Source organism: Shewanella saliphila (assembly GCF_014648295.1).
Classification (GTDB): Bacteria; Pseudomonadota; Gammaproteobacteria; order Enterobacterales; family Shewanellaceae; genus Shewanella; species Shewanella saliphila.
On the sequence record NZ_BMQV01000001.1, the window covers coordinates 40208 to 62918 of the forward strand.

Sequence of the window (22711 nt, forward strand, 5' to 3'; positions counted from 1 at the left end):
CCTACTCTGCTATCGAGTTTATGTGTGCTTTATATTGAGTTAATGTCTCGTTAATGATGCCTATTAACTGTTGAGTTTGCGCAATGTATGGTTGATTGGATTTGAGTTGATATACCGATGCAGCACAGGCAGATAAACGATCGGCACCATATAACGCGGCCGTATTTTTGAGGATATGAGTGGCATTATTGATGTCTTGAAACTGATGTTGCTCCGCGGCAATGTGCAATTGAGCATGTAGTTCGGTTAATTCTTGTTCGAACAGACTCAAAAGATGTTGATAAGTATCTGAGCCTAAATCGGTTTCTAACGTATTGAGCGTGCTGAGTTGCATGATAGGACATGCGGTAATTTCTGTAGCGTTGGACATTCGTCACCTCATGTTAATCATTGCTTATGCATGCTTACTGGAGCACTTTTCTTGGTCATACCAACTATGTTACTAACCTAGATATCGCAAAAGTTAAGCCAAAATGCAATACGACTATTCAACATAAATATCAATTGCTTATAACTGACACATTCGTTCATCGCCTCTGCGCATAAGGTAAAGTCGCATATTGATTTGCAATTTGCAAATCAATATGCGACTTCAGTATGTGGGTTTACTTGTTGGGAGATCGCAATATGAGTTAACTCCACAGACTTAAGTTTTGTTCTAAGGTTTGAGGTTTACCCAGTAAATACCCTTGCACCACATCACAACCGAGTTGACTCAATATTTGCAACTGACTTTCGGTTTCAACGCCTTCTGCGACAATGTGCAACCCCAAACGTTGAGCCATGGCAATAACAGCGCTACATAAAGTGAAGTCATCGTTATTATCTGCGATTCCATTGACAAAGCTTCGGTCTATTTTAAGGCCATCGATATTAAATTTTCGCAACAAACTGAGTGAGGCAAAACCAGTACCAAAATCATCAAGCCATATTTGTACATCTTCTTGTTTAAAGGCATTAAACACTTTACAAATGGTTTGAGGATCGTGTATTAGCGCAGTTTCTGTGAGTTCCAATTTAATGGCTGAGGGTGGGATGTTGAGTTCGATAATGAGTGACATAAGCTGTTCGTAGACATTGGTATGTAATAACTGCACTGGTGATACATTTAACGATAAACAAATATTCTCCATGCCTTGATTGCGCATGCGTTTTAAATCCAATAATGCTTGTTGAAATATCCAACTACCCAATTCTAAAATTTGACCACTTTGTTCTGCACAAGGAATAAAATCACAGGGAGAAATAACCCCAAAGGTGGGCGACTCACAACGGACTAGCGATTCAAACCCTACCACTTTACCGCTTTGTACTGATATGAGAGGTTGATATACCATACTAAAACAATGCTGCTTGAGTGCCTCCTCTATTACATCTGTGAGCTCATTCCAATTTGAGTTGCTTGCATCTTCGTTGACTACTGTGTGTTTTTTGGCATACATACCTTGCTCCAAAACAATGATTCTAAGTGTATTAGAGAAATTGCAAGACCTGAGCCAAAAACGCCAGCAACACATTGAATCTAAGCTATTGATTTAAATCAACTTAATGAAGTATGATTTCACATTGGTGATGTTGAAAAATCATGTTTAGCAAGTTGCCATTCTGTTTGCATTTTGCCAATCAAAATACAAAGCAAACAGAGGGCAACTATACAAATTTAGACAGGATGTTAAGCAAAGTTATTTTATTGATAGGCTTAGAGATGTAGTCGTCCATGCCGGCTTCTAAAAATCGCTGTTTGTCGCCTTCCATCGCATTGGCCGTAAACGCAATAATGGGTGTCGCAGATGATAACGAATTAGCTCGAATGTGCTTTGATGCACTCATTCCGTCCATGTTTGGCATGTAAATATCCATTAAAATGATGTCATATTGTTTTTGTTGCGCCGCACATACGGCTTCTACTCCATCATTGACGATATCAATAGTGTAATTTACGTTAGCAAACAGAGCCTTCATTACCAACTGGTTGGTCTTGTCATCATCGGCCAGTAAAATGCTTAAATCTTTCGCTTTTACATGTAAATTCTCGATTAATGCCTGTGAACTCATTTTGATGGGCTTAGCCAACGGAAATGGCAAAGTGATGCATATTTGAGTACCCAATTGTTCTTCACTGTCGATATTAAGTGTTCCATGCATTAATTTAACTAGATTGTTACTGATGGCGAGACCGAGTCCTGTACCTGCATGTTGCTTTCTTGCCGAAGTATCGACTTGAGTAAAAGGCTCTAAAACATGATTTAGCATCGATTTAGGAATACCAATTCCAGTGTCGGTAATGCGGATGATTACGTTAACTTCAAGATCTGAAATGTGTTCATAGGTCGCGGTTAAGCTCACTTTGCCTTGATTGGTGAACTTAATCGCATTAGAGAGTATATTCAGCACCAATTGACGAAGTCGTCCCTTATCACCAAGTAAACTTAACTCTGAGTTTGGTAATGCGATATCAAGTGCTAAGCCACTTGATTTGGCATTGGTCGACATAAGACGACCAGCGGACTCTAAAGTAGCGTTTAATTCAAAAGGTTCTGAGATAAGAATTAATTTTCCCGCTTCTATTTTACTGACATCGAGTATGTCATTTAAAATCTTCAACAAACTGTTAGACGATTCGAGCATCGTTGAAAGGTAGAATTGTTGCTCAGAGCTAAGAGATTCATCATCTAACATCACATCGAGCAACCCCATAATGCCATTAAGTGGAGTGCGCACTTCGTGACTGACATTGGCCAGAAATTTAGACTTGACCAAATTGGCGGTTTCCGCTTTTTGACGCGCTTCGATTAATGCAATTTCATTGCGTTTTATGTCGGTGATATCAATATGAAATCCAACGATTCCACCATCACGCATGGGACGTTCGACTATTTTAATCCAGCGGCCATCGGTCAGCTCAATAATCCGCTCAGGTTCGTTATGGCGAATATCGTCAACATCTAAAAACTGTGGGTCTTTAACCAGTCCTCTTACCGTATCATTGAGCCTTAATTCTTTATAACTGGTACCCTTACGCAAAATTTTACTCAGCTTGGGATACATAGAAATAAACTTTTCATTGTATACCGCGACGTTTTGTTGCTTATCAAAAATAATAAAACCATCGCCGAGTGCTTCAATAGCATCTCTAAATCGTCTCTCATTACGAATTTGATTAACTGATAAAATATGCAGCATTTTGCTGAGATTGGCAGGTAACCGAAGTAAGAAATACATCAATAGTGCTAAGCTCCCACCAGCCAATACAAATACGGCATAATGCCAACGAGAGTCGATTGTCGCTTCACGTTGGCTAAGCTCAGCAATTACATCAGCTTGTGCAACAATTTGCTGATTGTCTGTGTAGTACGCTAATAGCAAACTGATGACAAACACGGCACAACTGAGTGTTAACGCAACGGTTTTACGTCCCCAACGGGGTGCTTTATTAGTGATTAAACTAATCAGTCCTTGCATCAATGAGTTTTGTTTGTCGATTTCAATCTCAGCACTTTGTTGCGCAATTAATCCTTCTACAATTTTGCCAAAGTCTTGTAAATGTTGTTTATCTCGGTAACTGAAGGTTCTGGGCGTGGAATCGATAATACATAAGGTGCCAATACGGTGGCCACCCGCAGTTTGTAATGGATAGCCGGCATAAAATCGAATGTTCGGTTTATCGGTCACCAACGGATTATCGGCAAAGCGAGGATCGCTTAAGGTGTCTTCCACCACAAAAACGTCGCTTGAATGAATAGCATGGCCGCAAAATGATTCATCTCGGCCCGTTTCGCACACATCTAGCCCTTGCTTAGATTTAAACCATTGGCGATCATCATCAATCAAACTCACTAAACAAATCGGCACATTGAAATAGGTCTGTACAAACCGCGTCATGTGATCAAATTGTTCTTCTGGGGCGCTATCAAGCAAGTGTAACTGCTGTAGCGCTTTTAGCCTGTTGGCTTCATCAACCGTGTGCGTTGCCGGTTCCATATTTGCCCCTAGGGATACTTTTAATGGGTAAACTGTTTTAAGACAGTTGCTGTAAAGTGTGTTGAATTCGGTCTAATTTGCTGCGCTTAATTGTATGATTGGGATTCAAATAACGTTCGAGCAATTGATAAAGTTTGTCACGATTGATTGGCTTTGCGAGATAGTCGTTCATGCCTGCTTGAATAAAGCGTTTTTTGTCGCCATGAATGGCATTCGCCGTGACGGCAATAATCGGAGTTTGACTATATCGTTGACGACTAGAACGAATTGTTTCTGTTGCAGTGACACCGTCCATCACTGGCATTTGAATATCCATGAGTATTAAATCTGTGTTGTGTGTTGTTAAATACTCAATTGCCGCTTGCCCATGTGCTGCACAATGAGTTTGACAGCCCACTTCTGCAAGTAATTGGCTAAGCACCACTTGATTATTCATATTGTCTTCAACGATCAATACATGTTTATCTTGGTATTGTTCAAACAACGTTGTCGTTAACCCACCATGACATTGGCTAATGAGCTCCTGGTTAACCGACGGATCATCGATTAATTCTAGCGCCCAATTAAGGTGCGATAATTTAAAAGGCCCGCTCAGTAAAATCTCATTCTGATTGTCATGACTAAACCCACGTTCTTTGCCTTGTAAGTCAATTGTAAACAGACACACTTTTCTTTGAAGTTGCTGGTTCGAAACAGATAAGTATTCGCGACAATGACTTAATTGGTTTGGGTCGGTGAGTAAAATAATGTCGACGTTATTGGCAACTTGATCAGGTAAATCGGTATGATGTTCAAACCATGAATAAGTCAGATCATAATGTTGCAACATATTATAAACGGCAGGATTTAAACTCTGATGTTGCCCGACAACCCAACAGTGTGAGTGTTGACGATGTTGAATGGTCCTCGCTTTTGAGTCACACACCTTGGGTTCAACGCGTAAAGGAATTTCAACGATAAATTGGCTGCCAACATCAAGCGTTGATTCAACGCTTATCTCTCCGTCCATCGCCTCACATATTTGACGACAAATAGCTAAACCTAAACCACTGCCACCGTATTCACGGGTTGAAGAGGTGTCTGACTGCATAAAAGCTTCAAACATATTATCGATTTTATCTTCCGCGATACCAATACCGGTATCTTGCACCACTAGTTGCAAGGTCAATTGATCGTGACGTGTAAAGTAATCAACTTTAACAACCACTTCACCTTGATGCGTAAATTTAACGGCATTCGCTAATAGATTAATCAATATTTGCCTAATACGCGCCTTATCACCAATAATTGACAATGGTACTTTAGGCATAATATTTAGTATCACAGATAAGCTCTTTTCTAACGCGGTACCTGACACAATATCGATGGCTTCCTCTAAACATCGGTCTAATTTAAAGGGCTCATTGGCAATATTAATTTTACCCGCTTCGAAACGTGAATACGTTAGTACATCATCTAAAATGCTTAATAGCGCATCACTACTCGTACTGATCATTTCGGTAAAACGAGTTTGCTCACGCGTGAGTCCGCTGTCTAATAATATGTCCGCAGAACCAATCACAGCATTTAGTGGGGTACGAATTTCATGGCTAATATTGGCCATAAAACGACTCTTAGCTTCGGACAACTGTTCAGCTTGTAACTTTGCCTCTTTTAACGCAGTTAATGCAGCCCGGCTTTCAGTAATATCAGTTTGCACGGCAATAAAGTGACTAATGTTGCCGGTACTATCTATAACAGGACTTGTATTGATATTTACCCAATATGGTTCTCCAGCTTGGGTATAATTAACAATATCAATTTGAAAACAGCGCCCTTGTTCCAATGCTTCTGACATCGCTTTAATGGCTGTTATATCACTTTGTTTACCTTGCAGTAGTTGCCCAGGTTTTTGGCCTATAATGTTTTTAAGTATATAACCTGTTCTTTCTTCAAAGCTTTTGTTTACCCATTCAATTCTCCCGTCTCTATCGGTTATAACCACTAAGTTTTGAGTATGGCTTGCGACTAGAGATAAGCGTTTTACGTAATTTTGTTGGTGCAATAACTGTGCTTGGATGTCTTTATGTTGTTGGATTTCAAATAAAGAACCAATGTAACCTCCGCTACCATCCTGCACTATCCGTAATTCAAACCAATGGTGCTGGCCACTTTTTAAGCCTAACTGCACTTCAATAATGGCGGGTTTTGTGTGTTTTCTATTGACCAACTTATTCAAACTCACTTCAAGCAATGATCGCTGAGTTGATGAACTAATAAGGTTATATAGGTTCATGCTAGCTAATGCATCATTGTCGTAGCCTAGTCGAGCTTGCCACGCAGGATTGGTAAACGTAAATTGGAGACGTTCATTGCATTCGAAAATACATTCATCTAATAATTCTAGTAACTTAGTTTGGCGCTTTTGTGCAAGGGACAGTTTTTCAACTAACGCATACTGGATCTGTGTTTGCAGTTCATCATTTGGACCGGCTGCCATGTGGAAGATTCCTCGTTAGTTAGCGTAAATCAGTCGACCGACAAACCGTTGCATAAAGTGGAAATACCTCTTTGCAATAAAATGTTTGTTCAAATGGCGTTCTGCTTGAAGTGCAATCATCTAAAATTGTGGTGCTAAATCCAAGGTCAATAGCCGAACGTCCTGTAGAGTCAATACAGATTGATGTTACCGTACCTGCTAATACTACTTCTTCAATACCTGCATTAATTAATGTTTCAGTTAAAGCCGTGTTTGAAAATGCATTAAGACCTCGCTTACCTGGTATCACTTTAATAAAGTTATCAAATTCGTTAAATTCAGGTATCACCTCAGCGCCATATGAGCCTTCTTTAAAAGCCCCGACTTCACTGATCACTTTTAATATTCCAACCGGATTTCGCAGTTCACTGTAATCACGTGTAAAAAATATTGGCGTATTCACTACAATTCCAAAATCTCTTCCGTGGTTACGTAATAGACTGATAGTGTTTTCAAGTACACCTGTTACTTTTGAAGACTGTTCAATAACACTGTGTAAAATGCCATCTTTTGAGAAATAATCATTTTGATAACCAATTAATACCAAGGCCTTTTTTGCTAGTTTAGTCATGTTAAATTGTCCTTTTTATGATGGATTCCATTGTTAAATAACTTATTTTTGCCATTGGACTAAAAAGTTCTCTAGTGCTAACTTTGTCACGGGTTTTTCAAGATAATGTGTAATACCTTTATTAAAAAGCTGTTTAATTTCATCAGGTTCAGTCAATCCTGTTAACGATACCTTCGGTGTTAATCTATTAACGCCGTCTTGTTCTATCAGTTGCTTAGCGACATCACTGCCATATAAACCAGGCATCCTTTCGTCAAGTAATAGCAGGTCGAAATGTTGTTGCTGTGCAAGCGCGAGTGCTCGCGTTCCGTCATTAGCTGTGACCACTTTACAGCCTAATTTCTCAAGCATTGCTTGTGTTGCAATTAAGCTGGGAATACTGTCATCAGCGACAAGAATACACAGTGGTTCAGGTGTGGTTTTAGTATTTATCATGTTGATAATGTCCGTATCATAAAAAGGCCAAAATAATGTACTAGCATCTAAAATTGTAGGATTTAATGCATAGCTTATTTCACAAATTTGAATTGTGGTTACATCAGATGAAACGGTTTCATTTTTTACAATATCGTTAGCATCTATTAAAGATATGCAGTGGCTGGCCTGCTCCATTAAGGATGTAAAATGAACCATTGAATGCGATATAAATGAGTTCAAAATTGTGTTTACTTGAGGCGATGTTGCCTGTATCGATATACTTTGTTCTGGTAACTTAATTACTTGCGAGTAAATCACTTTTTCTGGTGTGGTACATTTTGCGGTAACCTGATTGCGATCATCAGCGAATAGTGACAACTCAAGGTATTTATTTTTATTATTAACAACCACCACAAGTTGATGCTGTGCAATGCTCAATGCTTGTTGAATCAGTTCATTTAACTGTTGATGCATGTACGATGGGTTACATTGATAAACAGCGCTGTAAAAACCTGTTTTGTTGATCAGGCAAGGCGTAATTTTTTTATCATGTTGCTGCAGAACCTTCGCTAGCACACATTGAATAAATTCAAGTAATTCAACTTTAACCTTCATAGCGACCTTAAGTACAATAACTTACACATAAACAGCAATTAATACGCCATTTAAACAAGATGAGTTAAGCATCTGTTTTGAAATGACTATTTTTTTATAAAAACCATGAAAGAACAAGGGTAAAAGTGATATTGCATTTTAAAATGCAATTTGATTCGCATTTTGCAAATCAAATTGCATTTCAAAATAGATAAACAGTATTAAACAATGCAGGAATAGGCAGCGAAACGGTTTTGCATTTAATCAAAAGATATCAAATATGGCGTTGAATCTTATAGGACTTATATTTAATTCATTTTGTAAAATATGATGTCGTTATCGAGTAATTACTCTTCCCATAACTTTTTAGCAGGCAATGCTTTGCTATACAGGTACCCTTGTATGTCATTACAACCAAGGCTTTTGAGTATTTCAAGCTGTTCGGTGTGTTCAACCCCTTCAGCAATGGTACTCAGCTCTAAGTTAATTGCTAATTGGATAATAGTTCGCGCTATGGCGGCGTCTTTTTGATTAGTCACAATCTCATCGACAAACGATTTATCTATTTTTAAGGTATCTATTGGGAAGTTTCTTAAATAATTTAAAGATGAATATCCGGTACCGAAATCATCAATGGCGAGTTTAACGCCTAAGTCTTTTAATTTGATTAATAATGCGATCGCGTCATCAACATTTCGGATAATCGCAGATTCGGTAATTTCTAACTCAAGTAAATGTGGTGAAACTTGAGTATGTTCGATGGCAAACTTTACATAATCATAAATGTTTTCATCGTTAAATTGTAAAGCAGATAGATTGACCGCCATGCGCTTAAAATCAATGTGTTTATCTTGCAACATTTTGGCTTGTGTACAGGCTTCAACTAACACCCACTTACCTATCTCAATAATTAAACCACTGTTTTCAGCAACGGCCATAAAATCAATTGGAGACAAGATACCTTTTGTTGGGTGATTCCAACGTAGTAATGCTTCGTAGCCAACAGTTTGTGAGGTAACTGAATTAAACTGAGGCTGATAATACAACTCTAATTGGCCGCCTTGTTGTATTGCTTCACGTAGCTCGGCTTCTGTTTTAAGTCGTGCCATAAGTGATTGATGTTTTTCATGTGAAAACAACTGGTAACTATTTTTACCGTTGTTTTTAACTTCATACATGGCGGTGTCTGCATGCTGCAGTAATATATCCGCCGTTATGCCGTCGTCTGGGTAGAATGAAATACCAATACTGGCGGAAATAAAGGTTTTATGTCCTTGAATAAAATATGGTTTAGACAGTGAGTCAATTATTCGCTGCGCAATGATGGCTACACTGTCGAAATCAGAGAGATCTGACAAAATCAGGGTAAATTCGTCACCACCAAGCCGAGCGATATGTTGTTCATTAAACATCGCTCGCTCTCCTACCGCTAAGGGGTCTGATGCCCTGATTGAATCTTTTATCCGCTGTGCTGCCTGGCACAATAACTCATCGCCAGCTTTATGACCTAATGTGTCATTTATTTTCTTGAAATAGTCTAAGTCTATAAATAAAAGCGCCAATTTTGTGGTGTGACGTTGTGCATTTGCAATGGCTAGGTCTAATTGCATTAAAAATTTACGGCGATTTGGCAAGTCAGTTAATGTGTCATAAAAGGCGTAATAGCTAATTTCTTGTTCTGTTTTTTTTCGTGTGGTGATGTCATGTAAGGTACCGTTAAGCTTAGGCTCACCGAAATCAAATGTGATATCGGTGACGTCATGAACGGTTATCACCTCTCCAGATGTGTTTAACACTCGGTATTCAATATCGTAAGGTTGTTTGGTTTGTAGGGCATTTAGTACAGTTGATCTTACAAACTCTCTGTCTTCAGGGTGAACAACCTCTATGAGGTAACTCAGTGTCATTTGAGCTTGGTGTGGAGCAATGCCTACCATACGATAAACTTCATCCGAACAATCTAACGACTCGGTTTTAAAGTCCCATTCCCATGAGCCTAGGTGAGCAATACTTTGTGCTTTGGCCAGTTTGTTTTTACTATTGGTGAGTTCTTTAATGGTTTTATTGGCTTTGAGAACATACTGTATACGATGACTGAGTAATGGCCACTTTACCGGTTTGGTCATAAAGTCTGTGGCACCTACATCAAACGCTTTTTGTATATCTTGCGGTTGATCTAATGCTGTGACCATAATAATCGCCACGTTGTCACCTTCTGGTAACGCGCGAATGATTGAGCAACACTCAAAACCATCCATATTGTCCATTGATACATCAAGCAATATAAGGTCCGGAGAATAGCGTTTAAACAGTTCAATGGCCTCTTCGCCATTGCTCGCTTCGATAATCAATTCAACGGACGATGTTAATGCTTTACGCATTAGAATACGGATAACGGGATCATCATCCACTAACAAAATAACATCATGTGCTTTAGATAATGTCATTAAGAGAGTTCCTCTAGCTTAAGCAATAAGGCTTGCTTACTTTGTTCAAATACACTCATTAATGTATCAACTATATCGTCAACATCATCTAATTGCTCATTTCTAGCACATCGTTCAATTTTACTGGCCAGGTTTTGCATTTTCATAGTGCCTAAATTTGCTGAGCTAGATTTAAGTGAATGGGCCGCTTTAAATACTCTGTCAGTGTCATTATGAGTGACGCCTGTCATGATTTGATTTATTAGATCGGGCGTCGTTTGCAAATATATATCGACAATATTTTGCACAAGATCCTTTGAGTCATCAGGTGATATCTCAATAATGTCATTTAAGGGACCATCGGAGAATATTGGTGACTCATCAGTATCGTCTTTGAGGCTGCTTGGTGATTGTTTTTCATCAAATACCCATTTATTAAAGCATTCAGTGAGGTTTTGACGAGTAAAGGGTTTTAGTAAGGTATCTTTAGCGCCTGCCTCTCTAAAACGACGCTTAACATTGGGTTGAATATCTGCGGTTAGCGCGATGATTGGGGTGGTATGATTAATGTTAGTTGGCCCCAAATTACTGATGGTTTCGGTGGCATCAATACCGTCGACAATTGGCATATGATAATCCATAAATATCACATCAAATTTTTGCTCACTCGCTGCAGCAATGGCTTCCATTCCATTTGACACTATAACGCAGGAGTGTCCTAATGATTCTAATAAACGTTTAACCACTAATTGGTTAACAACGTTATCCTCTGCAACTAATGCCGACGCTTTACGATACTCTGCATCATGATGTTCAAGTGAGCCAGCTTCTTCATGTTTATTTTGAACAGTACTACGGCTTGGCACTAACGGTATGCTAAACCAAAAAGTACTGCCAATATTTGGAGTACTATCGACCCCATAGCGACCATTCATTAATGTGATTAGTTGTTGGCAAATGGCTAAGCCTAATCCGGTGCCACCGTACTCTCGAGTGATTGAATTATCGGCTTGCGTAAAAGGGGTGAAAATGGACTCTAACTTGCTGGAGGCGATTCCCATTCCGGTATCTTTCACCGTAAACGTTATAAAAGTGTCAGAGCCTTCAATATGTTGGCGCACTTTTATCATAACCCCACCCTGGCGAGTAAATTTAAGTGCATTTGATAGAAAGTTATTAAGAATTTGCCTTATTCTTACGGAGTCACCTAAAAAGGCCTCTTGAGATAATGGCTGAATATCGACATCAAATATCAGGTGCTTCTTTTCTGCAACCGCCTGATGAGATTTACATGTTGAATTCACTAATTCGTATAAATTAAACTCATGGATGTCTAAATCTACCTTATTAGCATCAATTTTAGAAAAATCTAACACTTCGTTTAACAGCAATAATAAAGTATGTGCAGACTCATTAATCAATTGCACGGTATTGGATACATCTTGATCAAGTTCAAACGAGTTCAATAAATCAGAAAAACCAATGATGCCATTTAGTGGGGTTCTGATTTCATGGCTCATTACCGCTAAAAACTCTGACTTAGCTAGGTTGGCGTTTTTGGCAATTTCTAAGGTTTGCTGTAATTCGAATGTACGGTCTATCACCCTATTTTCTAATTCGTGATTAATCGTTTCGAGCTGCTGCCCTCGGGCATCAACCTCGGCAATCATCACATTAAAACTGTCGGCTATTTTTGAAAACTCATCATTTGAGTCAATATGAACACGTTGGGAGTAATCTTTTTTATTGGATATTTGTTCAATTACCGACAACAAGGTATTGAGTGGTTTGGTGAACAAGGATTGTAACCATAGCATCACCAATATACTGGCAAAAAAAGCAGATACGCCAGTTGTAAATACCAATAGTAAGTATTCGTCCAGTTGTTTTGACAAGGTATTCATGTTGTCGGTGATATATAACACCCCTAAATACTCCCCTTCAGAAAACAACGGGGTATATGAATGTACGCCAACAGAATCGAGACGGATTTGTTTTTGTTTTATTTCCGTGGCGCTATTCATTGCCTGCAATGTCGATTTGTCGGCGGTCTTTTTCCCGTGGTAAGCCGCAAAAACCTCTCCTGTCGCATTGTAAATCACGGCACTAATAATATCTGGCTGAGCTATCAATGCTGACAAGGTTTTTTGTGCCGATGTGGGATCATTAAAAATCACTGCGGCAAGGCTATTACTGGCGACAATGTCACTTAATACCGTGAGATTTTGTTGGGCTTTTTGCTGGGTAATTTCATACTGTTGATTAATTAACGATGTGGAGATAATGGTAATGACAATGAGTGCGATGGCCAACATTGAAAATATCAGCTTTGTCCTAATCGAAAAAAAGTTATTCATTTTCATCGTTTTACCTCAACAGCTAATTTCAACACTTGCGAGCTTATGGTTAAGCCCGCCTTTTCTAATGCCTGCTGATTTACTTTGAAATATAAACGCTGGTCTTGTTCAATAATTTCAATCATGCCGCCTTGTGCACTAAAGCCTGATATATCAGACACCGTTAAAATGGCCTTATCTTTAACGGCTAAAAATAAACGGCGGGTTAATTCACGGTAATTGCTATCAATGAATATGGCATCACATTGATCGACTTGATTGGTTTCTGTTAACTCTATAGGTGAGATAGATTGACTGTCTATTTTCTTTGTTGAAAGTGCCATAAAGCTGTCGCGGTATTGCTTACCAATAAAGCATATTTTCCAAGTTGACTGCTGATCAATCCGTGCTTGTGGCCATTGTGTAAATTTAGCGAAGTTATAGGTAAAAGCCGCCTTTAACTCAAAAGCGTCTTCTGCCATAGATGAGCCTGAAAACAGGCCAAATATAACCATTAATCCATAAATGAATTGCCTATAAATCGTCACTTTTTTCATCAATTAGCTTAAAAGTTAACGCTAGCTTTAACAAAATAGCTTGGGCCGACTTGGTATGGCAACAAAATGCTTTCGGCTTCATATTCAAGGTGTGAAGAATAAAATAGATTTTTACCGAAAGCAGATAACATCAAATCAGGAGTTGCTGCCCAGTGAATACCAATATCAACGCCTTTATAGCCATCAATAGTTTTAAAGCTAGAACCGTTACCGGTGAGTAACTCTGTGTTATCAATGAAACGCCATACCATATTAAAATCAATGTTTTCGGTTATGTTCCAATCAATCATGGTTGACACCATATTTTGCGGCGCCTGAGTGTTCTGGCCTAAAATATCACCAAATTCGTTTTGAATATAACTGTAGTTAATGCGTAATTGCAGTAAATCGGTTACAGCCCACATTGACGATAATTCGGCGCCATAGTTGTAACCATCATATTGATTTTCAAAAGCAGTGTATTGTGAAAGGTAGTTCGGATAAGCACTAAAATCGGTCGTACCCTCTGGGGTACTGCGTAATTTATCATAAGCATTATAGAAAAATGTTGTGTCAAAAGACCATTTTTTAGCGGGTACAAAGCGGTAACCTACTTCATAAGAGACAATCTCTTCAGATTGATAATCATCATTGCCAACAACAAATACTTTAACCAGTGGCGATACATCCGAAGGCGCAATATTAAGTGCATTGACGATTAAATTATTTTCTACACGAGACGGCGTTCTTACTGCTCGGGCAATTGAAGTCCATACACTGTTTTTGGTATCAACTTGCCACATTAACCGGATATTAGGCTGAACTTCAAACCCGGTATAATCATTGTGCTCAAATCGTGATGCTAACGTTAACCACAGTGCATCGTCTAAAATGGTAATTTCGTCGCTGACAAATGCACTCCATAAATGCGTTTGTGTTGAATCGGGTTCTGAACTGGTCAAAATTGAACTTGCACTTAAGTCATCGTTTATAAATCGGTAACCTAAGCCCCAAACGATATTATTATCTTGACCAACGATAAGCTGATGCTGAAAATCAATATCAACAGTATTGGTGCGTAAACGATAAAGCTCTTCATCTCTTTCGGCAAAATCGTAATAGGTTTGCAGCGTGTATTCTGAGGTTGCCGATAACGCTTTAGTGTAACGAGATAATAAATTAAACCCTTCGCTCTCAACTTCTTCAGAATAAAACTCACGGTATACCGGCGAATCCATTGATGCGATATTGGATGCTTGATGCATTTTGCTGGTATAAAAATCACTGCTTAAGGTGAGGCTCGTGTCGTTTTCAAGCTGAATATCTACCCTGCCGCCTAATTGCAAATGGTGCCAATCATTGTTTGTATCGACGGTCGCAGCCGCATCGACGAGTGAACTGTCGAGATCGTCTGAGTTATGGTCTAAAGAGTCACGAGTATTGCCTTTTATATACATTCTCGAGGTCGTATTGTCTGACAGCTTGGTGCCGTATCGTGCACCGATAAAACCTTGTTCATAATCACCCGCACCAAGCTCTGCATAGCCTCCTAATGTATCTGCACTGTGTTTTGTAATGATGTTAATAACACCATTAACCGCATTAGCTCCCCATAAGGCTGCGCTTGGACCGCGAATCACTTCAATGCGCTCAACGTCAGCCATCAATACATCTTGTACTTCCCAATACACGCCTGAAAAGGCTGGAGAATAAAGGGTTCTTCCGTCTATCATCACTAGGAGTTTGTTATTGTAACGACCATTAAAGCCGCGACTACTCACGGCCCACTTTTGTGAGTCCAATTGGGCAACATGTAAGCCAGGTACATCACGCAGAGCTTGAGGGATGGATGTCGCACCAGAATGACGGATGGCTTCGTTGGTAAGAACATAAATAGCGGCGGGAGAATTGGATAAAGGCTGTTTTTGCTTTGAAACCGATGTGACTTCTACGTTCATCAGTTCTTGTAAACTGAGATCTAATGAATTGGCTTCTTCTGCATGAGTCGAAGCGCTGACGAGCAATCCAGCAAGTACAGAAAAAGGTATAACATGCAATTTCAACATCTCTACAATGCCCTCACTATTTTAACATTAGATGTATACATTTATACACAAATACATTCATCTATTTAACTTACATCAACATATTAGAAAAGTATGCTGTAGGGTATGTTTTTTTAACACTAATAAGTCCTAGGTGAGATCAAGCGCGCACTTTATGACCAAATGAATTAAATTACACACATAGGACAGTGAGCCAAAGTTACAAAACTTGCGCTGGTTTATGGCTGACGGTTTGATAAAATTTGAGATTTTTGCCAACGCTCAGTTTGTCTTTGTGAGTCATATTATTCCAGTAAATAATTTGCTCAACACTGACGTTATACACTTTAGCGATACTCCACAGTGTGTCACCGTATTTTACTGTGTGATCTGCTGTTGGCGTTACCACGGCTAGAGACATTGGTTTAGCCGGGCTAGGTTGGCTAATTATAGGGCGCGCGGATTGTGTGGCCGCAAGCTCAACATCTAAAATGACTTGTGAAGATGTATGTGGCATATATAAAAAATCACCCGCAATAATTTTATCGCCGTCCATCTCATTCATTTGTTTTATCTTGGCCACGGTAGTCTGGTGACGCTTTGCAATACTGCCAATATTGTCACCCGGCTGAATAATGTATTTATACCACTGCATTCGATCCGCAACGTCGGTATTGGCCAGGGCTTGCTTAAATTTATGCGCTTTGCTTACCGGTACAACAAGTTGATGCGGTCCATGTGGAGAAGTTGCCCAGCGATTAAAACCCGGATTAAGCTTTTGCAGACGTGATACGGGCATCTTAGCCAGTTTTGCCGCGACAGCTAAATCGATTTGGCTTCCTACATCAATCACCTCAACAAAAGGTTTATTGGGAATGGGTTTAAGATTAATACCGTATGCTTCAGCATTTTTTATGACATCAGCAATCGCCAGTAATTGCGGTACATATTGTTTAGTTTCTGTTGGTAAATTTAATGCCCAAAAGTCTGTGCTTAAACCGCGCTCTTGATTGTATTTAATTGCTTGGTTTAACCGCCCTTCTCCGGCATTGTAAGCCGCTAAAGCGTAATGCCAGTTGTCGGTTTTTTGATATAAATACTCAAGCATGTCTAATGCTGCAGATGTTGCTGCGGGCACATCTTTACGGCCGTCGTACCACCAATTCATATTTAAACCAAAATGGCTGGCCATAGGTAAAGTAAATTGCCACAAACCCGAAGCGTCAGCTTTTGAATATGCTAATGGATTAAATGAACTTTCAACAATGGGTAACAAAGCGATTTCTATCGGTAAATCTCGATGATCAAACTCTTCAACAATTAAGTATAAAAACGGTCTAGCACGCTGTGATATTTGCTCCAGGTGCTGAGGATGATTAATATACCAGTCGCGGTATTTATTGACTAAAAACTCATCAGGTATGGGCATGTCCATTTGCATACGGATCCGCTGCCATACATCATCAGCTTGTTTACTTTGTTGCCTGGCCAATGCTCTTGGGACTTTAATCGGTTTTGAGTTGATCTTGTTGTTTACTAACTGTGTTGGTTGGGCATCATTTAAAGAGGCAGTTTGGCACCCCGTTAACAACATCGCACTGACAACAATGAAAATGATGGTTGATTTCAATTCAAGTTAACCTTTAAATATCGCACAGGCAAAGAGTTTATATACCAAGATTTCGCATTGTAATTGAGTTGTAAAACGCTTTCCATTGCTTTGTTTTACCCTGAAATAAAGTCAATTAATTAACTGTGATTAAACCTTTATCAAATCAATTTATCAGCTTGTGTATGGTCAAACTCTTTTAAAGTTTTTCTTGCCAAATATCTAAACGGTAATGCTTTAACCGCTTCTTCAAATGGCATCACGGCAAAAGCCCAAAAAATAGATGCGTCAAAATATAAAATAAGCACCCCACAAAGTGGAATAGAGATTAGCCATTGGCCAGTGAAGTTAATTTTGAAAACCGCTGTCGTTTTGCCTAATGCACGTAATATATGCCCATGCACTGTGTTATAGCCACGAATAAACGGCAACAATATATAAAGCGGTGCAATGGTGGTGAGGGCTAAATAGGTTTCGGGATCTAACCCTGGATAAATATCTGCAATAACAAAACTTAACCCCCAAAATAATCCACAAGAACACACAGATAAAACCACCGCCATTATAATACTGATATCTACATCGGCAGTTAAATTGTCGAGTTTTTTAGACCCTATAGCCTGGCTAATAGTGATGGCGGATGCATGGGCCCATGACGTAATAAACTGTGTACCGCCCCTTATCCAGGGCATTAAAACAGTGATTGCAGCATAGGCATTAATTGAAAGCTGTGAATACAATAATTGATAAATTGTCGCGCCAATCGATAACATCGTCACGTTTGCCGCCACAGGGAAAATCTCAATAAAGTGCAATTTCATGTTGTTTACAAACACACTAAATTGACTGGTAAAACTCAGGGTTAATTCAGGTTGATATTTTAAACAGGCTGTAAGAAACACCATTCGTAAACTAATGGCAATAACACTGCCAATCGCAGCGCCAATCACTCCGAGGCCTTGCCACTCGTTAAATCCATGAATTAATAAATATGACGCAATGGCATTGATGGGCAGCTCAATCAAATAGCTTTTAAATGGTGTTTTACTGCAGCCTATCGCGTTAAACATGGCGGTGATCACTTGAGTGATTGCAGTGAATAACACAAGGTATTTGGCAATATCTAGGTAGGCGCCTATTTCAATATATAAGGTTTTATTGTCGGTTAGCCAACGTATTAAATCTTGATCGAGCCAGGACAGTAGCAACCAAAAGCCCATGGCGACACTGAGATTAATTAACATGCCAGACCAATAAGCATTAGACAGTTTAGATGGGCTACCAGATCCCACCGCGCGGCTCATGACCAATTGTGTCCCATTAGCCAGCGCCATTTGAATCCCAAGAATAAACGACACTATGGTTGTCGCAATCCCCATAGCGGCTAATGACACTTCACCTAGTGGGCTCACCAGTAAAGTATCAATCATTAACATTGACTGCATCAACAACGCATTAAGGGCTAATGGCCAACCTAAAGCAATGTTTTTTCTGATATAATTATTTGATATGAATGTAGATAACACTGTGCATCCTGGATAACATCATATAAAAACCCAAATGGCTTTTACTCAGTACAAGCGTAACGGCAATCGGAGAGCAATAAATAACAGACCTAACGTGAATAACCTAAGCTGAATAACCTAATGCCGGCAACCCAAAAACTTTTATAAACCCTTAATTTGAATAGAAAATGTTACTGATGAGGTATTGAGCACTTAGAGTTCGCTAACGTTATGTCGGGGAACATCTATCACAATAGCCTGATTTTAGAACACGCGAATCAACAATAAAGGATTAAATCATACAATACTATGTATTAATCGTATCAAATGACGATTTACCTGTCGATAAAATAGTCTACTTTTTGGTAGCAAAATAACCCATTAACTTTACACCTTCATCACATAAAAAGGCTTAGCCAGGCAATTGTAACTTGCTTAGAATGCCGTTTTATATAAAGTTCGTTCATCTGATGTCATGACTGCTATCACTAATAAATTATATTGTTATAGACTGCACAATCAAAAATCACATTTCTATGATCCCTGTGTTTGGTGATGCCCATGATTAAGTGTATAGTTGTACTTAAATAGTATTAATACAAAGTTGAGATAGTTATGGAAGGTGGTTTCGAGTCTATTGCAGGTTCAAAACGTAGCTTACATGTGCAAGTTGCTCGTGAAATTGCAAGAAAGATCTTGTCTGGTCAATTACCGCAAAACTCAATCATTCCAAGCGAACTTGAATTGTGTGAGCAGTTTGGTGTCAGCCGCACAGCACTGCGTGAAGCCGTTAAACTATTAACGTCTAAAGGTTTATTAAAATCTCGACCTAAAGTGGGTACTAAAGTGGTTGAGCGTGCTTACTGGAATTTCTTAGATTCACAATTGATTGAGTGGATGGATGGCATTTCGGACAATGACGAATTTTGTTCGCAATTTCTTGGTTTGCGTAATGCTATTGAACCAGAAGCCTGTGCCCTCGCCGCGCGTAATGCTACCGTTGAACAACGAATGAAACTGTCTGAAATATTTGAACAAATGTGTGACATCGCAAACGCAGATGTATTTGATCAAGCAAAGTGGACCTCGGTTGATACCCAATTTCATAGTTTGATTTTTAACTCGACAGGCAATGTGTTTTATCTGCCGTTTGGTAATATTTTAACGACCATGTTTGCTAATTTTATACATCACTCATCAACAGATGGCAGCACCTGTATTGAAGAGCACCGTCAAATTTACAGTGCCATTATGGCGGGTAATAGTGACAAAGCACGTTTAGCTTCATCGACTCATTTGCAAGCCGTTAAAAGCAAATTACCAAAATAATTAATCTTACAACAACATATCGACATAATCTCAATCTGTGTCGATATGTTATCAATAATATATTTAACCCCACGGCGAGCATCTCAGCAGTAAAATCACCCTATTAATAAATCATACAAATTAGCGTGTGATTGCCACTGTTAACCTTATGATAGATAAACAGCTAACCTATTAAGAGACGATTTATGCCACAGTCACTTTTACCTAATATTTCGCTTTTTATTAGCCAAATTGATCCTTTTGATAAAATTGAAACTGAAAAATTGAGAGAGCTCTGTACTCATGTAAAAATTAGCTATCTCGCAAAAGGCGAAACAGTCGATTTAGCTGAAAATGAAAAAGAAACCTCGTTATACATTGTTCGCACAGGATCAATGGAGCAACGTAAAACCAACGGTGTATTAAGAGCGCGTTTAGGGCCAGAAGATTTATTTGGGTTTACCTTTCTTAATGCCGCCGTTGATGATGATGATGGTTATTACGCCACTGCAATTGAAAATACCCTACTGTATTTAATTCCGCACTCAGCATTACAAACTTTGTTTAAACAATCGCCACATATTGCAGAACATTTTGCCTCACAAGCACAGGTTCGTTTGAAATCAGCCTTGGATGTTGTTTGGTCCAATAAAGAAAAAGGCCTTTTTTTACGCCGTGTGGGTGATATTGCCACAGGGCGAATCGCCATAGTTACCGCAGATATGAGCATCCAACAAGTCGCCCATGAAATGCGTAATGTACTGAGAACCTCCTGCGCGGTGATTTATAAAGACAACCACATTGTGGGTCTTATAACCGACAGAGACATGACCAAGCGTGTCATTGCCGACGGCGTTGACGCAAACAGCCCCATTGAAGATGTGATGACGTTATCGCCATACATTATCAAACCAGACGATTTAGTGTTACATGCTGCGTCTTTAATGATGCAGCATAACATTCGTAACCTACCCGTTGTAAAAGACAATAAAGTCATTGGGTTACTTACTACAACACACCTGGTTCAAAACCACCGAATGCAGGCCATATTTTTGATTGATAAGATCAAATATGCAGGTAGCACGTCGGTTTTAGCCAGCTTTACTCCTGAGCGACAAGCCATTTTTGAAGCCCTAGTTGAAGGAAAAGTTGCTCCTGAAACCATTGGTAAAGTAATGACCATGATTATGGACGCTTATAATCGGCGCTTAATTCAAATTGCTATTGATAAATTAGGTCCGCCGCCTTGTGAGTTCTCTTGGATAGTCGCGGGCTCTCATGCACGCAACGAAGTGCATATGTTGTCAGATCAAGATAACGCTATTGTGTTAGCAGACAATGCTACCGACAACGATAAAATTTATTTTAAACATTTAGCTAATCTGGTCACTCATGGCTTAGCCAGTTGCCATTACTCGCTGTGCTCTGGTAACTACATGGCATCTACATCTAAATGGTGCCAATCTGTATCGATTTGGAAAGCGTATTATAAAAAATGGGTCGCCAATCCAGAGTATGAATGCCTACTTAATATCAGTGTTTTTCTTGAAATTCGCACTATCTATGGCAATGCTGATTACGAAACAGAGTTGCGTAATGCACTGTACAACAACATTAAAAATAATCGCGAATTTTTAAGCACACTGGTTAAAGATGCAGTGAATACCAACCCACCATTGGGGATTTTTAATAAACTCGTGCTAGAAAAGTCAGGAGAAAACAAGAAAACACTCGATGTGAAAAAATACGCCATTAACTTAATCATCGACCTTGCCCGAATTTACGGGCTAGCAGTTGAATGTGATTTATCAGCAACCGATGAGCGTTTTAAAGCCGCTAATGAAAAAGGCATACTCAGTGATGACTCGTTTAAAAATATCATCGGCGCGTATAAATTCATTTTATCGTTTAGGTTTAACCATCAATTAGTGGCATTAAAACAAGGTGAAGAGCCCAATAACAATATCAATCCTGACCATTTTGGCAGCTTTGAGCGTAAACATCTAAAAGATGCGTTTAGAATTATTGCTGACTTGCAAGAAGCGGCAAAAGTCAGGTTTGGGAGTCGTTAATGAAATCAATTATTCATTACTTTCACCCGTTAATGCGCATCATGCGCGAACGTCAGCAATTTTTGCTCAAAAAAAACATTCCCGACTTTATTAATGACAATTTACTGGAAACACTGCCAACCCTAAATGATACAGCAGAATCGTTCGACTACTTGGTGCTCGACTTTGAAACCACAGGGCTAGATGTTAATAATGACTTAATCTTATCGATTGGTTGGGTTGAAATCATTAACTCGCACATTGATTTAGCATCATGTAAACATCACTACATCAATTCAAAATCACAAATTAAGCCCGTTACGGCAGTGATTAATCACATTACCCCGCAAATGCTTGATGAAGGCGAGTCTATCCATGAGGCAATCAAAGCATTATTTACCGCCTCTAAAGGTAAAATCTTAGTGGCGCACGGCTGCTTGGTTGAAGCGCATTTTCTACAAAAATACCTTGAGCGAAATTTTAATCTTTCGGCATTGCCACTGCTGTGGGTTGACACCTTAAGTATTGAAAAACACATGGCGGTTGCGGTTAATAACCCTGATTTAGACCTGACACTTGCCAGCACTCGTGAGCGCTATAATTTACCAGAGTACAATAGTCACAATGCATTAGCTGACGCGGTATCGACCGCTGAGTTATTGTTAGCCCAACAAAAAAAGTTGCAACCTCATCATAAAATTCGTTTTGCTCAATTGTATAAAATGAGTCAGTAACAATGACCAGAACGTGGGCTTTGCACAAAAAAGCAGGTAATGTGATTAATCGCTCTTTGTGGCGATTCACCGTGATAAAA

Annotated in this window: 15 protein-coding genes; 3 read left to right on the top strand and 12 right to left on the bottom strand. The window is 39.2% G+C overall.

All coding sequences use genetic code 11. From position 1 onward, the window contains the following. Window position 1 precedes the first annotated feature (1 nt). The 12 genes from IEY48_RS00180 to IEY48_RS00235 all read right to left on the bottom strand — a co-directional run bounded on the left by IEY48_RS00180 (window position 2) and on the right by IEY48_RS00235 (window position 18559). The gene (locus IEY48_RS00180) at window positions 2-370 is read right to left on the bottom strand and encodes an Hpt domain-containing protein (RefSeq protein WP_188916325.1); all 369 of its coding nucleotides are present in this window, start codon (window positions 368-370) and stop codon (window positions 2-4) included. 262 nt (window positions 371-632) lie between these two features. Further along, window positions 633-1442, bottom strand: a complete 810-nt coding sequence (locus tag IEY48_RS00185) for a putative bifunctional diguanylate cyclase/phosphodiesterase (RefSeq protein ID WP_229786270.1) — start codon at window positions 1440-1442, stop codon at window positions 633-635. Window positions 1443-1650: 208 nt separating this feature from the next. Beyond that, a complete protein-coding gene (locus IEY48_RS00190) occupies window positions 1651-3981 on the bottom strand; it encodes a GAF domain-containing hybrid sensor histidine kinase/response regulator (RefSeq protein WP_188916326.1) in 2331 nt (776 codons plus the stop codon). Between the two features lie 37 nt (window positions 3982-4018). Next, the gene (locus IEY48_RS00195; RefSeq protein WP_188916327.1) at window positions 4019-6460 is read right to left on the bottom strand and encodes a PAS domain-containing hybrid sensor histidine kinase/response regulator; all 2442 of its coding nucleotides are present in this window, start codon (window positions 6458-6460) and stop codon (window positions 4019-4021) included. A gap of 19 nt (window positions 6461-6479) precedes the next feature. Continuing rightward, complete coding sequence (locus tag IEY48_RS00200) at window positions 6480-7070, bottom strand: cysteine hydrolase family protein (RefSeq protein WP_188916328.1); 591 nt, start codon at window positions 7068-7070, stop codon at window positions 6480-6482. A gap of 42 nt (window positions 7071-7112) precedes the next feature. Beyond that, the gene (locus IEY48_RS00205) at window positions 7113-8102 is read right to left on the bottom strand and encodes a response regulator (RefSeq protein WP_229786271.1); all 990 of its coding nucleotides are present in this window, start codon (window positions 8100-8102) and stop codon (window positions 7113-7115) included. Between the two features lie 326 nt (window positions 8103-8428). Further along, entirely contained in the window at window positions 8429-10528 is a 2100-nt protein-coding gene (locus tag IEY48_RS00210) for an EAL domain-containing protein (protein ID WP_188916329.1), read from the bottom strand. Further along, complete coding sequence (locus IEY48_RS00215; RefSeq protein ID WP_188916330.1) at window positions 10528-12870, bottom strand: ATP-binding protein; 2343 nt, start codon at window positions 12868-12870, stop codon at window positions 10528-10530. Before IEY48_RS00215 ends, IEY48_RS00210 begins: the two co-directional genes overlap by 1 nt. Then, a complete protein-coding gene (locus IEY48_RS00220) occupies window positions 12867-13325 on the bottom strand; it encodes a YfiR family protein (RefSeq protein WP_229786272.1) in 459 nt (152 codons plus the stop codon). The genes IEY48_RS00215 and IEY48_RS00220 overlap by 4 nt, the downstream gene beginning before the upstream one ends. Before the next feature lie 83 nt (window positions 13326-13408). Next, complete coding sequence (locus IEY48_RS00225; RefSeq protein ID WP_188916332.1) at window positions 13409-15445, bottom strand: TonB-dependent receptor plug domain-containing protein; 2037 nt, start codon at window positions 15443-15445, stop codon at window positions 13409-13411. A 199-nt stretch (window positions 15446-15644) separates the two neighbouring features. Then, a complete protein-coding gene (locus IEY48_RS00230; RefSeq protein ID WP_188916333.1) occupies window positions 15645-17054 on the bottom strand; it encodes a LysM peptidoglycan-binding domain-containing protein in 1410 nt (469 codons plus the stop codon). Window positions 17055-17194: 140 nt separating this feature from the next. Beyond that, on the bottom strand, window positions 17195-18559 hold the full coding sequence (locus tag IEY48_RS00235) for an MATE family efflux transporter (protein WP_229786273.1): 1365 nt from the start codon (window positions 18557-18559) through the stop codon (window positions 17195-17197). Between the two features lie 594 nt (window positions 18560-19153). On the opposite strand from IEY48_RS00235, the gene IEY48_RS00240 reads away from it, so the two are divergent. The 3 genes from IEY48_RS00240 to IEY48_RS00250 all read left to right on the top strand — a co-directional run bounded on the left by IEY48_RS00240 (window position 19154) and on the right by IEY48_RS00250 (window position 22631). Next, window positions 19154-19867: a FadR/GntR family transcriptional regulator gene (locus tag IEY48_RS00240; RefSeq protein WP_188916334.1), complete on the top strand. Its 714-nt coding sequence runs from the start codon at window positions 19154-19156 to the stop codon at window positions 19865-19867. A gap of 185 nt (window positions 19868-20052) precedes the next feature. After that, window positions 20053-21918: a putative nucleotidyltransferase substrate binding domain-containing protein gene (locus IEY48_RS00245; RefSeq protein WP_188916335.1), complete on the top strand. Its 1866-nt coding sequence runs from the start codon at window positions 20053-20055 to the stop codon at window positions 21916-21918. Continuing rightward, window positions 21918-22631 (top strand): 3'-5' exonuclease, encoded by a 714-nt coding sequence (locus tag IEY48_RS00250; RefSeq protein WP_188916336.1) that lies wholly within the window; start codon window positions 21918-21920, stop codon window positions 22629-22631. Before IEY48_RS00245 ends, IEY48_RS00250 begins: the two co-directional genes overlap by 1 nt. The last annotated feature ends 80 nt before the right edge of the window (window positions 22632-22711 follow it).